Source organism: Bacillus sp. RC252, assembly GCF_044909215.1.
Taxonomy (GTDB): Bacteria; Bacillota; Bacilli; order Bacillales; family Bacillaceae_G; genus Bacillus_A; species Bacillus_A mycoides.
The window spans coordinates 111,030-125,678 of record NZ_JBIYDV010000001.1; the positions used below are offsets into that span (position 1 = coordinate 111,030).

Here is a 14,649-nt window from a genome sequence, read left to right on the forward strand (position 1 = left end):
AGTCCCTCCTAATTAAATACATCTTTTTTACACCAACTAAACATAGCCGCTATTGCACATCCTCCTAAAATTGTACCATTTATTAGGTAAAATATGGCTTTCTTCTCACTTAATATTCTTAAAATTGATTCACTTCCCATTACAAAATAACTTATTTCTTCATTCACATACAAACCAGCTACTAGTAAACCAACTATCACAAAATATATAATGATAGCATTTTGAAACCAAAGGCTTACAAAGCTACTCAACATGATTAAAGCACTTGCGATAAACCATAATATTAAATAATATTTCACAGTATATAAAATAGAGGCACCCGTCCCATAAATGACTTGTTTATCCAAAAAGATCGTCTCCTCTGCATGCCTTATAAAAAATGTTCCATATATATAACTCTCAATCAATGCCAGTAACAAAAATAAACTTACGATACTCATTTGAGTCATCCATTTTGCCAATAATAATTCCCACCTACTTACCGGACGGATCATGACAAGACGATATGCGCCAGATGAAATTTCACTATTAAAGCTATCAATAAATAAGATTGGAAAAATTAATAAGAATAGAGTAAAATACCATTCTCTTGTAACTGCAACAGGAAAATTTAAATTACTTAAGATTGCTTCCGTCCCTTTTGTATCGTAAATAGCAACTCCAAAAGTATGAACCCATACACTGTGTAAAATAAGTAGCAGTACAAAAATAACAATTAATACTTTCGTCTTCTTTCTATCAAAAATCCGTTCAAATTCACTTATAAGTATTTGTCTCATTCTTCACACCTCACACAAAATTATCTTTTTTTCCTATCCAATAAACTGTTACAGCATTACAAATAACAATGTATATAAGTAAAATTACAGATCCAAAAAGAATCATTCTTGAACTACCAGATAAAGATATAGCAATTCCTTCATGTTGTAATTTAATTAAAGAAGAATAATTAATATAAAGAAAAGCCGGTGATTTCCCTATCACTAACGCCATGGCTGGGTATCCAAAAGAAAATATAATAAATCCCATACCAAGTAGTGTTGCACTTGTTGTCGATTTACTTACAACCGCTAGCATAATTAATATGCTAGCCATCGCTATTAAAGTAAGATAAGCAATTCCATAATAAGAAATACAGTATAAGAAAACGCCAAGTGCATTCATTTTTTCCGTGAAATAAAACAAAAGAATACTTGGTTCATGCTCAAAGAAAATATAGCCAATACAATAACTACAAATAAAATAGACACCTATAAATAGCAAACTTACTGCTAATATCGTAATTATTTTCGCAATAAGAACCTCAGAATACGTGTATGACCTTTGTATTACCATCCGAATTTGACCGCTATGATACTCTTGAGCAAACACAAGGACAATCAAAACGAGTAAAACAAGATTACATATACTCATAAGCATTTCAGATAATGCAAGTACAGGGAATGAATTCGCATATGTATAATCAACTGCTGTCCTTTCTACCTCTTGATTATGTTTCAAATAGTACTTCGCAGCCCCAAGTAACATCACCGGTATCATCAAAAAACAAAGCCATGTTACTTTCTTTGCCCAAAGCCGTCCCCATTCAGAACGTACTAACATCGTCATGAGCTCATCATCTCCACGAAAGTATCTTCTAATTCTTTATCACTTCCTTGTAACTCTTCCGTCGTTCCACGCCATATTAGTGACCCTTCTCGAATCATGACCCAGGAATTACACATAAGCTCCAACTCACGAATTAAATGACTAGAAATGAAAAAAGTAATTCCCTTCTCACGCTGTAAGTCGAGTACAATTTTACGAAGTTGCTTAATTCCAACTGGATCTAATCCATTAGACGGTTCATCCAAGATGATAAACTCTGGGTCCCCAAGAAGTGCCTGCGCAATTCCTAAACGCTGCTTCATTCCTAACGAATACGTACCAACTTTATCGTCAGCGCGATTTTCTAAACCGACGATTTCTAATACTTGCTGCACTTTTTTTTCAAGAACTTCTCCACCAGTATGTAACGTAATCCTACCTAGGTTGCGTAGATTTTTTCGCCCTGACATATAAGGAAAGAAAATTGGTGCTTCTACAATTGCACCTACATGCTGAAGAGCTTCTTTCCGATTTTTTTGTACGCTAATGCCATTAATTAAGATTTCCCCTTCATTCGGTCGAATTAACCCCATAATCGTTCGAATCAGAGTCGTCTTCCCTGAACCATTCGGCCCAACAAAACCACAAATTTCATTTTTATAAACAGAAAAAGACATGTGACTTAACAACGTTCTTCCCTTCACTCTTTTCGTCACATCTCTTACTTCTAAAACCTCTTTTTTCATTCTTATCGCCTCCTTGCTACTAGAATAGACGGTAAAAATAAACATTTTATAAACAAATAAAAAGAAGTTACCCCCACGGCAACTTCTTTTCCATATACCCCATCCGGTACTTACCGGAATATATCAACGATTTTTTCATTATATCGATTCAATGACATCCTTCGATAACCAAAACGCACAACATACCCTATCCCCCAAGCAGCTTACTGCCGAACTCTACAATTAAAAAGATAATTAATAGGACTGCGAGTATTTTTACTGCTACATATGCCACTTTAAAAATTACATAAATGAGTAAGACTAGCAAAATAATCGCTAAAATTTCCATATATAACTCCTCCAAACTTTGCTCTTCTTACCTCATTTTACTCGCCCCGAACTTTTTATGGAACGGCATAAGATTACATATAGAAAAGAGGATACCTCACCCATCGTAAGATACCCTCTCCTTCAACTGCTCGAACCACTCTCTATCCAATTGTAAATATCCTATTTCACTCTTCTCAGCGCTCTTCAATTCTTTATCCGCTTTCTTCATATAAATATGGCATGCTTCCATATCTTGCTCTAAATATTTGATAACTCCTTGTGCACGGTAATACCCATGTAAGTCCAGCATTGTAATTGCCTTCGCATGATTCTTCGCTTCTTGCAAGTAAAGATTTTCCTGCTGATAAAGTACTCTATATAAAAGATACCAACTATGAAAACTACCAACAAAATATTTATTTTCTTTTGTCACAGGTAACTGCACAATTTTCTCTAAATGCACTATCGCTTTTTCCATTCCCTCTTGATCAGCTCGGGCATAAAATACGAGCATAAGTCCGCTCATTATTTCTCTTATACTTTTATCCTCTTTTATTTTTTCTTCACTAATTTCCACTAATCTCTCATCCCAATCTTTCGGCCGTTTGTAGCTTAATAATTCACCCGATACTTGAATATTATATAAATGCCCTCTAGCCCTTTCATCATCTTTAATTAAAATGAGAAATTGCATGCCATCGCTCAGGAATGTTCCTTTTATCGGCACTATTGTAACGGCAAAAATCGTAAAGTGTAAAACGGAAAAATATAAAAGATATTGATAATAACTAACCATGTATATGTAACCTGAAGTAATACCGAATAGTACACTTGTAATCGGTCCACCTAAAGTCATCCAGGCCCATTTTTTTGAGAGGTTCGGTGTGTGTGTGGAAGGCGGCACTAACATTGCAACGCCACCTACATACATCCATATTTTATTTTCTCGAATTCGTATTTTCCCTTTTTCTTTTTGAACAGTAATAGGTCCTACTGTCATAAACTTAAATTTCAAACCGCACATCAAACCGAATATTACATGCCCTAATTCATGAATAGCTAACACAAGCAATGCAATCCCGAAAAAGGCCCATATTTCTATAATTTGCTGTACTTTTTCTATTCGAATGAATCCGTATAAGGCGGAGCAAACGAAAGCAACGAACATTGAAAAAGCAGGTCTTCTTAAAATGTCCACCGTTTTTCTCCCCTTAATAAATCATTTTTTTATGCATTTCGTACATATATGTTCCAACATGTAATACCCAAACGAACGAAATCATAATGACCATAAAGAAGTCTTTTCCATCTAAAATTGCATACGCAATCGCCGCCAACCACGCACAAGCAAGTGTCATGTTTGTATATTGATATGCCTTATATCCCGCTTCATGAACAATTTGCTTTTGCCCTTCATCTGCATTCTTTGCCCACATTTCCATTGACTGAGAATACGTAACACTCTGTTCTGGATATAGAGCGTTATATCTTTTCCTCATTACAGATCCTAACCAAGTTATAGCAATAAAGCACACTGTAGATACGACAATACTTACACTAACAAAGAGCAAGTTCCCCTCACTTGTATACGTTCTATAAAAAGTGATAACTGAACAAACAAACCATGATGGAATAATAATTTCCATTACTCGAAAATAAATAAGCGCTATCCCTAATCTTCGTCCCTTAACATTTTCTTCTTCATCTTTCGTTTGTGCGAGCGCTCTTGTACGCTTCCAAATATAATATATAATCGCTACGCCAAATACACTCATCATAGCAATGCTAATAACAGGAGGTATTTTGCTATTACCCTCTGTTGCAATATCCCCTACTACATACCCTATAAACCCACCAAAAATTGCTCCTACTAACAACTTCAATATAGCCGTCATTTTCCCCTTACCCTTCATCTCCATCTTCCCCCTCCACTAACGTAAATATTTCCTCCACTGGTACATTGAAAATTTGTGCGATTTTTAGCGATAACACAATAGATGGTGCATAATCTCCACGCTCAATTAAACTAATGGTTTGCCGTGATGAGCCAATCGCTTTCCCTAAATCCCCTTGTGATAAACGATGCTTTGCTCGAAATTCCCTCACTCGATTTTGAAGCTTCATGTCTTCCCTCTTTTTCATTTATTTAATTAAAATTGTAAATAATATCCTTATATTTGTCAATTATAATTGTCATTTTGACGTTAATAATTGACAAAATACCTTCTATATTATCACCTACATAACTTATATAATGAATATAAAATACTAAACATGCGAGGTTACATATGAATAAAACATCTATTCTTTCTTATGTTCTCACTAAGCTTACAGCAGCTTGTTTATTCTCTTTATTACTTGCTATTCTCACACTTTCCGGCAATAGTGGGCTAACAAAATATAAGTTATTGACCGGGGTACCTGAACTACTCTTTTCTTTACCTGCACTTGTCCTTATTTCTTATGCAATCCTTTGTTCCGTTTGCATAGATAAAGTAAAGTTTAAAAGTTACCGCACCTTAAAAACATTAGGTCTTTACATTCTTTGCGGTTATATATTCTTTCTTCCATTCCTATTCTTTCAAGAAACAGGTTTTCTTTTTTTACTTTTTGCAGGATCTATCGGAGCACTTTTTTCTGTTTTCTTCTATTTATGCTCACTTATAACAAAAAAGTTTATATGGATTGGATATATCATCCCTAGTGCTATATTTATTGCACTCATCATGATTAACTTCATTGATGTCACGCAGAAAGAGCAATGGACAGAGAAAAGGAGCCAAAACTCTTTCGAAGCATCTTTTCAACATTTTAGTGGTGAACATAAAATTCCGATTGAACTAAAACGAGGTGACATATTAGAATTCACCATTGAATCACCATCTGGAAATCCCAATGGCTACATGGATGACATAAAAATGGCTAGTGAATTTCAAGAAGAAGAAAATTATTTAGCTTCAGCCGGCCCTAATACATACCATTTCGCGGCAATTAAGACAGGAACTTATTACATTATAGTTAGCGGAGATCAATTAAAAGGAAAGTTGAAAATAGATTGGAACATAAAATAAAAAAGGCAGTGCTTTTGCACTGCCTCCCTAAAATCTGACATAGAATGGATTCCATATTAACTTGCGTTTTGTAAAAATACTCGTTTTAGTTGCTTGCGGAAACGAATGCTTAACGTAATTGCTACAATGACAATCGCTCCGAAAATGATTTTGCCGATATGATCTCCTAGTAATCCGAAAATATCATGTAAGTTACCACCTAACCAGTAGCCACCGATTAAGAAGAATGATACCCAGAATAAAGCACCTGAATAAATTGTAATCGCAAAGCGGCGAAACGGTAAGTTAATGATACCTGCAAAGTATCCTGTAAAATGACGTACACCAGGAATGAAAAAGCCAATAAAGATAAGGAAATATCCGTATTTATCGAACCACATTCTCGTTAAATCAATTTTTCTTTGTGTTAAAAATACGTACTTCCCGTATTTTTGAACAAAAGGCATACCAAGCTTATTTCCTAAAAAGTATTGGATTGTCATTCCTACACTTGTCCCAATAAAGGATAGGATAATTAAAATAGGTAAACTTAGATCACCCTTCTGTGCTAAAAACCCCGCATATGCTAATGTTGGCTCTCCCGGAAACGGAAGTGCAATATATTCTAACAGCAAGCCTACAAGTACTACATAATACCCATATTGCTGAAATAATTCATGAACCCATTCCATGTCATCTCCCCTTTCATTCACGTACAACTTGTTACTATTATTGTATAAAAAAATTGTCGAAATAACTATCACAATAGCTTACATTTTTATTACATTTTTGTAAGGCTCATTCTAAAGTTTTTTGTTCTCTATTTACTTATATCTATTAGCATTTAAAAACAAGCTAACAACTATATATCACGCGAAGGAAATCCATTAATATACATTTTCCATCCAGTTTTTAACTCTCGAAAACCACCTTATTTTGTTCTCTATAAAAAACCACCACAAACTCATATGAACTTCATATTAGCTTCATATACGTATTGTAAGATTATATCGGAATTTGTTGAAAAATTTAGCTAATATATGACTAAACATTAAACTGAATAAATATAAGTCGCTTTTCGAAATTGAAAAAAGGGTGAATAAGAAATGGAAGCTTATAAAATGCACGATTTTATTAATACGAATGTTGAATCTCATCAAAATGAAACCGTTTTTAATTTACAAATATGTGAAACAAATGAATTTGACGTAAGTTTAACAAAATCTACAACGCTGTCTTTTATCGTTTCAAAAAAGAACATTAAGATCGTCACGAGAAAATGGGTTAATTCAAATCAAGAAAGCATGATTGGCAAAAGCTACATCATTCCAACGAAAGCTTTTCACTATTTCTTACCGATTATTTCTGAAACTGAAGATGAACTAAATATTCGAGTTCAAGGTTTTGGACTACATGGTGAGCTGTTATTAAATGAAAGATTACTTATTGATAAAAACAACAAATGTAATACAAAGATTACTACCTTCTTTGAAACATTAGATGAAAATGTCAATCAAGCATTACGAGGATTACAAATTCATTGTATGTAAGACTACTACAATAAGTAAAAGGAGAATATAATGAAAAAACTATTATTAAGTGCGCTATTATCATTAGGATTTTTAACTCTTCCATTCACTACTGCAGAAGCAGCTACGACGAAGGATCAGCTTATCGTAAACACAAAAATAAATAAAATGGATTATTATCAAGATGGAAAATTCATAAAAAGTTTCACTGTCGCTACTGGAAAAGCAGCAACACCAACACCTAAGGGTACTTTTCAAATCGTAAATAAAATTAAAAACCGTCCTTACTATACAGGAAAAATTAAAGGCGGCGATCCACGTAATCCACTTGGGGACCGCTGGCTCGGATTAAATATGGCAGGAACTTACGGAACAACGTATGCGATTCATGGAACTAACAATAATCAAGCAATCGGGAAAGCAACAACACTTGGTTGTATTCGTATGTTTAACAATGATATTCACTGGTTATTTGAGCGCGTTCAGCAGCAAGCTACTGTCACTGTAAATTAGCCTAAGAACAAGATTTATGTGTAGCCAAGAATTTTATGTCTTGGCTTATTTTATTTATTCATTTACAGTAGCAAAGTAACTGTATTTACATATATAATAAAAATAGATTGCATTCAACATCATCGTAACATTGATAAACATGGATATTAAAATTATACAGTTATAATATTTTATAAATTTTACAATACATACTATAATAGAACTACTGTAATTCTGAACTATTCAGTGACACTAAACAATCCCCCTTGCTACTTTCATTACTATTTTATAGCGGGGGCTTATTATATGTATAAACAATCTGAGTCATCCAAAAAATGATGAATTCGAATATTGCAGTAAAAAGCGTTATTTAGGAGGTGTTACTATGACGCATATACTGGTGATTGAAGACAACCCAGATATACAAGAACTTATTCGTGAATTTCTAATGGCACAAAACTTTACTGTTGATGTAGTTGGTGCTGGAACAGAAGGCATTCTTCTTTTCCAAAAAAATTCATACGATCTTGTCCTCCTCGATGTAATGTTACCAGATATAGATGGCTATAGTATTTGTAAAATTATGCGAGGACAATCTGATGTACCAATCATTATGTTAACAGGCTTACATAATGAAGAAAGTGAAATTAAAGGATTTGAGTTAGGTATTGATGACTATATTACAAAACCGTTCCATTACACCGTATTTATAAAACGTGTAGAAGCTGTATTAAGAAGAGCAGCAACAAAGGAAGCAGAAGCTGCAACTATACTACAATTCCATGAATTGATGTTAAATTCTACAGCATATGCCGCTTATGTTCATGGTAATCAAATTGAATTGACTACAAAAGAATTTGAAATTATATATACTTTACTGCAAAATCGGGGAAAAGTACTATCAAGAAGTGATTTGTTGAATAAGGTATGGGGCTATGAACATTATGGTGATGTGAGGGTTATAGATACACATATTAAAAACTTACGAAAAAAATTAGAAATTCCTTATATTAAAACGGTGAAAGGCATTGGCTACAAAATCGAATCGTAGCAAAGACAACATCACCAAAAATATATTCATCAAAACCCTATTGTTTTGTGTTCTTTTATCAATTTGTCTTTATCAAATCATTTATTTTCTAGCCTCAAATTACGATAAAGATCGTTTGAAAGCTTCTGGAACGCAAACTGCGGAACAAGCGGAATCAGACAAACAAAACGACCAAATTAAAACAAAGCAAAATAAAGCTGTGTCAGAGAGTAGCATCTCTAATTTTCAATCTTCTCAAATAGACATGAAAACACTCTCTACAGCCATCAATCATCTTTTGCAGCCTAGCCAAACTGCAAAAGCAAAAGAACATGCACAAAATATTCCGGGGAAAAGTAACACAACGTCTTCACTTACAGAAGCGGGAAAGCAAGTTACTAACAATGATGCCTTACATACACAAAATGCAGCAAGTAAAGCAAATGATACACATGATAATCCAAAGTTAACAGATGTGTTGCAGCAGTTAGCTCCACATATTGGGGCGACAATGCTTGCATTATCTCTGCTTGGATCTTTAATCTACGCAAAAATAATCGCCAAACCTTTCCGATATATGAGCGATGCTTTAAAAGATATTATGAATCTTGATTTCTCAGATAAAAAGCTACTTAACAAAAATACAGATCAAACAGATTTTAATTTGCAAGTAACTGCCTCACAAGTACCTACTATTGTGAAAAATTTACATGAAAGCAATCAAGATTTAAGAAATGAACTCAAGAAGGAACAACAGTTAGAACAATCTCGTAAAGAATTTATGTCTATGATATCCCATGAATTAAAAACACCAATCGCAGCCGTTATGGGACAACTCGATGGCATGATTCACGGAATTGGCGCTTATAAAGATAGAGATAAATATTTAAAGCGTTCATATGAGATGATGCAAGATATTAACATATTAACGGAAAAAGTGTCAGAATTATCCAAAATACAAAACCCTCAATTTAAACCAAATTTAAAAGTTATCTCATTAACTAATATTATTGAGGACGTTATAAAGAAAGTAGATTATTTTGTATCTGTAAAACAATTAAATGTTCAATCTAACATTAAACAAGATGTACAAATTTTAGCTGATCCTAAATTTATGCAAACTGCTATTTTTAACATTATTTCAAATGCAATTCATTATACAATTGACCATCAGCATGTATATATAAAACTTTATGAAAAGCCAAACGGTTACGCATTAGAAGTATTAAATACAGGTTCTCAAATTGATGAAGATAAACTTGCCCATTTATTTGAACCATTCTATCGCGCAAATCCTGACAAACATGGCTTAGTACAAGGTAGTGGTCTTGGGTTATATATTGTAAAACAAATATTAGATAAACATCAGTTTCCTTATGGAATACAAAACACACCTCAAGGTGTAAAATGCTCCATTGTATTCCCAAAAGCAATGTAAAACCTACTCTAATTTCATACCCCAAATTCATACTTCGTATGAATGGCGGAATTTTGTAGAGTATCTAACTCTGTTTCGTTCGCCCGTTATCCTTATTTGGATAGCGGGCGTTTTTTATTATTTAAAAGGAGGATTTTTATGGAGAAGTTTAAGTATTCATTACTAGTTTTATTCGGCGCTTGTAGCTACGGCGTACTTTCAACTATTTTTAAACTCGGATTCATCGACGGATTTTCCGCACACCAACTACTAGGAGGGCAATATGTCTTCGGATGGATTGGACTACTTTTACTCGTTCTGTTCTTTTCACGTCATAAAGTATCAAAAAAACAATTCTTTTCGTTACTAACAGTCGGCACAACAATGAGTATGACAGGTATTTTCTATGCTATTTCCGTAGAAGAATTGCCAGCCTCTATCGCTGTCGTTTTACTCTTTCAGTTCACTTGGATTGGTGTAGTCATCGAAGCGATTGCCAACCGGACATTCCCAAGCCGTGAGAAAGTTATATCTATTATTATTTTATTTACTGGTACATTGTTTGCTGGTGGAGTATTTGAAGGTCTTGGACAAAACTTTTCTACGAAAGGTATTATTTTCGGACTATTAGCTGCCGTCTCTTTCTCATTCTATGTATTTGTAAGCGGGCGCGTTGCTACAGATGTTCCGCCTTATACGAAAAGCTTTCTTATGACAACGAGTGCTACTCTTATTGTATGCTTATTTTTCCCGCCTACCTTTTTAACGGACGGCGCTTTACAAGCAGGCCTATGGAAATATGCTTTCTTCCTTGGACTGTTCGGGGTTATTATACCTGTCATTTGTTTTTCAATTGGGGTACCAAAAGTCGGAACGGGACTTGGTACAATATTAGGTGCAGCTGAATTACCAACAGCAATTATCGCTTCTATTACACTTGTTCATGAAGTTGTATCGCCAATGCAGTGGATTGGGATTGTGGTTATATTACTCGGTATTTTCACACCACAACTACTTACTGCTAGGAAAGAAAAAAAACATAATCGTGTTCATAGTGCGTGACAACATCAACTTGTATATAAATGTGAATAAAGTTACGATATGTTAAACTTTATTACTACCTTTAAAATAACATATGATATTGCGGCTATTATTCTCGTAATCCTTGCTGTGCTTTTCTTTTGAAAGATAAAAAAGAGGGTTATACAACATAGCAAAAGACCTTTCATTTATTTGAAAGGTCTTTTCCTTATATTTCACTTTACCGCTCCATATAACTTCTCTACCTCATGCTCAATTTGTTTTACATCGATTCGCTCAAATAATGGCTGCACATTATCAATTCGGTTTGGCAACGTATTTTGAGGTTCCCAATTTACTTTAACACTCGATAATGTATTTCTAACTCTTTCACTTGAAAACGGTAAAAATGGTTCAAGCAGTTGTGCAAAGTTTGCTATTAGGTAAACACAATTATAAATTGTTTCCTCACATGAAACTGGGTCGTCTTCTCTTTGTTTCCAAGGCTGCTTTTCATCAAAGTATTTATTTGCAAAGCGTACTGCATCAAATATTGTTTCTAGTGCCACCTTAAATTTAGTTTGTTCAATCGCCCCTCCTACACTTTTATATAATCCTTCTACTTTATCTTTCAGCTCTACATCAATACTTCCCTTCGGTACAGTACCACCATAATATTTTTCAATAAACTTTAATGTCCGGTTCACAAAGTTCCCGTATGCACCTAACAATTCACTATTATGACTGTAAATGAATTCACGCCATGAAAAATCAGTATCACGATTTTCTGGTGCGTTAACTGTTAAAAAGTAACGAATAGAATCGGGATTGTAGCGTTCTAATATGTCAGGCACCCATACTGCCCAGTTTTTACTTGTCGATAATTTTCTTTTTTCTACTGTTAAATACTCATTCGAAACGATATGACGCGGGATCGCTTCTTCTCCTATTCCAAGTAATACCGCTGGCCAAATGATTGAATGAAACGGAATATTATCCTTACCATGTACATAATATGTTTTCGCTTCTTTATCCCAAAACTCTTGATCATCTTTCCCTGTTTCTTCAGCCCAATTTTTACTCGCCGAATAATATCCTGTCACTGCTTCAATCCATACGTAAATTTTCTTATCTTCATATCCTGCCACTGGAATTGGTACCCCAATTGGTAAATCACGTGACACTGCCCTATCTTGTAATCCTTCCTTTAAATATCTCTCTGTTAATTGAATTGCATTGTCGCGCCATGTTCCTTTCTGCTTTGCAATTTCTACGGCCTCTTTAATTTGTTGCTGAAATTTATGCAATGCAAAATAGAAATGCTCTGTTTCCTGTACTGATGGCGTATTACCACATAACTTACATTTCTTTTCTAACAAATCGAGTGGATCTAAAATAGCGGAACAAGCATCGCATTGATCGCCCCTTGCTGCTTCATGACAATGCGGACAAATACCTTCTACATATCGATCCGGTAAAAATTGCGTACACGTTTCGCAATAAGCTTGTTCAACTACTTTTTTATAAATATAACCTTCTTCTAATAGTCGCAAAAAGACTTTTTGAACAGTTTCATGATGATGCTCGCTATCTGTACGTGTATAGCAATCATAAGTAAAACCAAGGCTACGAAAACATCGCTCAAACTCTTCGTGATACTTATCAGCAATTTCTTTCACCATCACACCGTCTTGCTTTGCTCTAATTGTAATCGGTGTTCCATTACAATCACTTCCTGAAACATACAACACATGCTCACCTTTTGCCCTGTAATAACGTGCTAAAATATCTCCTGGTAACAAACTAGCAATGTGTCCAAGGTGTAACGAACCATTTGCATACGGCCAAGCGCCTCCAATAAAAATACTCATCTTATATTCCTCCTTTAAAATATAAAAAGCCCCGCCCTTATCTTAAAAAAGATAAGGGCGGGGCTGTATAAACAGTCGCGGTACCACCTTATTTCGTCAGTCATTCGCATAACTAACCTTAACAAGTACGGAGCTATATGCTCTTATACTGTGGTTTTGATAACGAGTACCAACTCTCGTCGCCGCCTACTATTATCATTTGATAAGTTCAGGACGAAGCTCAAAGGCCATTGTTCAAATGAATATTCTTGCTTCTTCTCAGCTACCGAAGCTCTCTGGAAAGAATGGTTCCATTCTACTTTTCCTTTTCAACGCTTTTATGTATAAAACGTATTTTACGACTTAACAACAGAAAAATCAAACTTTTATTCAAAAAAACAGGAAATCCTACTCATTCACCGAATAACTATACGTTCACAAAAGGAGTGATAAAATTGAATCAAAAACAACTAAGTACTATTAATGAAAAAAGCTGGAACGCAGCTGCTTATGAAGCTTGGACAAATCGCCACGGGGCGCCAGAGGATTATGCGAAAAAGCTCATGGAAAATCCCGTGCGCGAGGTAAATCATTATTTACCTTACATACAATCTCCAAAAGGAAAGCGTATTATTAATTTACTCGGATCAAAAGGAAATAAAGCAGTTGCTCTTGCTCTTTTAGGAGCCGATGTAACAGTTGTAGACATTTCAGCAAGTAATGAAAAATACGCAACCGAACTAGCCGAAGCTGCTGGTGTCTCTATCCAATACATCGTCTCTGATGTACTGGATGTAAATCTTTCCGAATCATTTGATGTCGTATTGCTGGAACTTGGTGTACTTCATTACTTTTTAGATTTAAAACCACTCTTTCAAAAGATTGCTAACTTACTTAAACAAGATGGAATGCTTATCCTTCGTGACTATCATCCTATTTACACTAAATTATTAGGTGTAGATCATCCATCATTTCGGGCCAATGGAAATTATTTCGATGAAGAATTGATTGAAGATGATGTTGCTTATAGCATTCTTCTTACAGAATCGCAGAAAGGATCATTACCGAAGACAAACATACGCCGCTGGACGTTAGGAGAAATTGTTACAACACTTGCGGAAGAACGTTTTAAAATTGAAAAGCTAGTTGAAGAACACGGGTCTCATCAAAGGTGGGTTTTCCCTTCTACTTCACCCGAAGGAATTGAAGAACGTATACCAGGTCTATACACATTAATTGCGACAACATGCAAAAAAGGATCCCTTCACGGATAGGATCCTTTTTTTGCATGCTTACGCATATAAGTTGAGGTTGGAGATTACCATAATTCTGTAGAATAGGACACAAGATATTTCAACATTCGTCTCTGACTTACGTCGTCAAAAAGGGGTATGACCAACATAACGAAGAGTAATGTTCAGTTGATAGTGATAATCGTTATCAACTAATTAGAAGTATACAGGATGTTATTTCAAATTACAATACCATTTCTGATTTTTATTTATGAATTTTTTGATATACAAATGTATACATTTTAAGAACATTTAATCACATTAATCTGCCATATTCCATTATCTGCTATAATTTTCATTGAACAGATTAATAACTTCTTAATTATG

16 protein-coding genes and 1 other annotated feature are annotated in these 14,649 nt (G+C 34.6%); of the genes, 7 read left to right on the forward strand and 9 right to left on the reverse strand.

All coding sequences use genetic code 11. The features are described 5' to 3' along the window. Positions 1–8 precede the first annotated feature (8 nt). The 7 genes from ABH960_RS00655 to ABH960_RS00685 all read right to left on the reverse strand — a co-directional run bounded on the left by ABH960_RS00655 (position 9) and on the right by ABH960_RS00685 (position 4,766). On the reverse strand, positions 9–779 hold the full coding sequence (locus tag ABH960_RS00655) for an ABC transporter permease (RefSeq protein ID WP_404441953.1): 771 nt from the start codon (positions 777–779) through the stop codon (positions 9–11). Between the two features lie 10 nt (positions 780–789). Beyond that, positions 790–1,608 (reverse strand): ABC-2 transporter permease, encoded by an 819-nt coding sequence (locus tag ABH960_RS00660; protein ID WP_404441955.1) that lies wholly within the window; start codon positions 1,606–1,608, stop codon positions 790–792. Continuing rightward, on the reverse strand, positions 1,605–2,333 hold the full coding sequence (locus ABH960_RS00665; protein WP_404441957.1) for an ABC transporter ATP-binding protein: 729 nt from the start codon (positions 2,331–2,333) through the stop codon (positions 1,605–1,607). Before ABH960_RS00665 ends, ABH960_RS00660 begins: the two co-directional genes overlap by 4 nt. A 187-nt stretch (positions 2,334–2,520) precedes the next feature. Continuing rightward, complete coding sequence (locus ABH960_RS00670) at positions 2,521–2,661, reverse strand: DUF3985 family protein (RefSeq protein ID WP_002034639.1); 141 nt, start codon at positions 2,659–2,661, stop codon at positions 2,521–2,523. A 96-nt stretch (positions 2,662–2,757) separates the two neighbouring features. Beyond that, entirely contained in the window at positions 2,758–3,840 is a 1,083-nt protein-coding gene (locus tag ABH960_RS00675) for a M50 family metallopeptidase (RefSeq protein ID WP_404441960.1), read from the reverse strand. A 13-nt stretch (positions 3,841–3,853) separates the two neighbouring features. Beyond that, positions 3,854–4,561 carry a DUF3169 family protein gene (locus ABH960_RS00680; RefSeq protein ID WP_404441962.1) on the reverse strand — a complete coding sequence of 236 codons (708 nt, stop codon included), beginning with the start codon at positions 4,559–4,561 and terminating at the stop codon, positions 3,854–3,856. Beyond that, complete coding sequence (locus ABH960_RS00685) at positions 4,545–4,766, reverse strand: helix-turn-helix transcriptional regulator (protein ID WP_159147226.1); 222 nt, start codon at positions 4,764–4,766, stop codon at positions 4,545–4,547. Before ABH960_RS00685 ends, ABH960_RS00680 begins: the two co-directional genes overlap by 17 nt. Before the next feature lie 164 nt (positions 4,767–4,930). Here ABH960_RS00685 and ABH960_RS00690 point away from each other — a divergent pair, with 164 nt between their 5' ends. After that, positions 4,931–5,713: a hypothetical protein gene (locus ABH960_RS00690; protein ID WP_404441964.1), complete on the forward strand. Its 783-nt coding sequence runs from the start codon at positions 4,931–4,933 to the stop codon at positions 5,711–5,713. 56 nt (positions 5,714–5,769) lie between these two features. On the opposite strand, the gene ABH960_RS00695 is transcribed toward ABH960_RS00690, so the two are convergent. Then, positions 5,770–6,384 (reverse strand): DedA family protein, encoded by a 615-nt coding sequence (locus ABH960_RS00695; RefSeq protein WP_002143668.1) that lies wholly within the window; start codon positions 6,382–6,384, stop codon positions 5,770–5,772. A gap of 414 nt (positions 6,385–6,798) precedes the next feature. Here ABH960_RS00695 and ABH960_RS00700 point away from each other — a divergent pair, with 414 nt between their 5' ends. The 5 genes from ABH960_RS00700 (at position 6,799) to ABH960_RS00720 (ending at position 11,222) form a co-directional block, all read left to right on the forward strand. Continuing rightward, the gene (locus ABH960_RS00700) at positions 6,799–7,242 is read left to right on the forward strand and encodes a DUF3978 family protein (RefSeq protein ID WP_404441966.1); all 444 of its coding nucleotides are present in this window, start codon (positions 6,799–6,801) and stop codon (positions 7,240–7,242) included. Between the two features lie 30 nt (positions 7,243–7,272). Further along, positions 7,273–7,734, forward strand: a complete 462-nt coding sequence (locus tag ABH960_RS00705; RefSeq protein WP_002015973.1) for a L,D-transpeptidase — start codon at positions 7,273–7,275, stop codon at positions 7,732–7,734. A gap of 364 nt (positions 7,735–8,098) precedes the next feature. After that, positions 8,099–8,764: a response regulator transcription factor gene (locus tag ABH960_RS00710; RefSeq protein WP_000148832.1), complete on the forward strand. Its 666-nt coding sequence runs from the start codon at positions 8,099–8,101 to the stop codon at positions 8,762–8,764. Then, a complete protein-coding gene (locus tag ABH960_RS00715) occupies positions 8,742–10,181 on the forward strand; it encodes a sensor histidine kinase (RefSeq protein ID WP_404441969.1) in 1,440 nt (479 codons plus the stop codon). Before ABH960_RS00710 ends, ABH960_RS00715 begins: the two co-directional genes overlap by 23 nt. 138 nt (positions 10,182–10,319) lie before the next feature. Then, entirely contained in the window at positions 10,320–11,222 is a 903-nt protein-coding gene (locus tag ABH960_RS00720; protein WP_002015976.1) for an EamA family transporter, read from the forward strand. 194 nt (positions 11,223–11,416) lie between these two features. Here ABH960_RS00720 and metG read toward each other — a convergent pair whose 3' ends face one another. Continuing rightward, positions 11,417–13,051, reverse strand: coding sequence for a methionine--tRNA ligase (metG, locus tag ABH960_RS00725; protein WP_404441971.1), 1,635 nt, complete (start codon positions 13,049–13,051; stop codon positions 11,417–11,419). A gap of 50 nt (positions 13,052–13,101) precedes the next feature. After that, positions 13,102–13,372, reverse strand: a binding site (T-box leader). Here metG and ABH960_RS00730 point away from each other — a divergent pair. Continuing rightward, a complete protein-coding gene (locus ABH960_RS00730; protein ID WP_404441973.1) occupies positions 13,336–14,304 on the forward strand; it encodes a class I SAM-dependent methyltransferase in 969 nt (322 codons plus the stop codon). Its footprint overlaps the feature before it by 37 nt. The last annotated feature ends 345 nt before the right edge of the window (positions 14,305–14,649 follow it).

What these genes read in the sequence shown, in the direction of transcription:
- ABH960_RS00655 (WP_404441953.1), bottom strand. Translation starts at nt 779, where the DNA reads ATGAGACAAATACTTATAAGTGAATTTGAACGGATTTTTGATAGAAAG.
- ABH960_RS00660 (WP_404441955.1), bottom strand. Translation starts at nt 1,608, where the DNA reads ATGACGATGTTAGTACGTTCTGAATGGGGACGGCTTTGGGCAAAGAAA.
- ABH960_RS00665 (WP_404441957.1), bottom strand. Translation starts at nt 2,333, where the DNA reads ATGAAAAAAGAGGTTTTAGAAGTAAGAGATGTGACGAAAAGAGTGAAG.
- ABH960_RS00670 (WP_002034639.1), bottom strand. Translation starts at nt 2,661, where the DNA reads ATGGAAATTTTAGCGATTATTTTGCTAGTCTTACTCATTTATGTAATT.
- ABH960_RS00680 (WP_404441962.1), bottom strand. Translation starts at nt 4,561, where the DNA reads ATGGAGATGAAGGGTAAGGGGAAAATGACGGCTATATTGAAGTTGTTA.
- ABH960_RS00685 (WP_159147226.1), bottom strand. Translation starts at nt 4,766, where the DNA reads ATGAAGCTTCAAAATCGAGTGAGGGAATTTCGAGCAAAGCATCGTTTA.
- ABH960_RS00690 (WP_404441964.1), top strand. Translation starts at nt 4,931, where the DNA reads ATGAATAAAACATCTATTCTTTCTTATGTTCTCACTAAGCTTACAGCA.
- ABH960_RS00695 (WP_002143668.1), bottom strand. Translation starts at nt 6,384, where the DNA reads ATGGAATGGGTTCATGAATTATTTCAGCAATATGGGTATTATGTAGTA.
- ABH960_RS00700 (WP_404441966.1), top strand. Translation starts at nt 6,799, where the DNA reads ATGGAAGCTTATAAAATGCACGATTTTATTAATACGAATGTTGAATCT.
- ABH960_RS00705 (WP_002015973.1), top strand. Translation starts at nt 7,273, where the DNA reads ATGAAAAAACTATTATTAAGTGCGCTATTATCATTAGGATTTTTAACT.
- ABH960_RS00710 (WP_000148832.1), top strand. Translation starts at nt 8,099, where the DNA reads ATGACGCATATACTGGTGATTGAAGACAACCCAGATATACAAGAACTT.
- ABH960_RS00720 (WP_002015976.1), top strand. Translation starts at nt 10,320, where the DNA reads ATGGAGAAGTTTAAGTATTCATTACTAGTTTTATTCGGCGCTTGTAGC.
- metG (WP_404441971.1), bottom strand. Translation starts at nt 13,051, where the DNA reads ATGAGTATTTTTATTGGAGGCGCTTGGCCGTATGCAAATGGTTCGTTA.
- ABH960_RS00730 (WP_404441973.1), top strand. Translation starts at nt 13,336, where the DNA reads ATGGTTCCATTCTACTTTTCCTTTTCAACGCTTTTATGTATAAAACGT.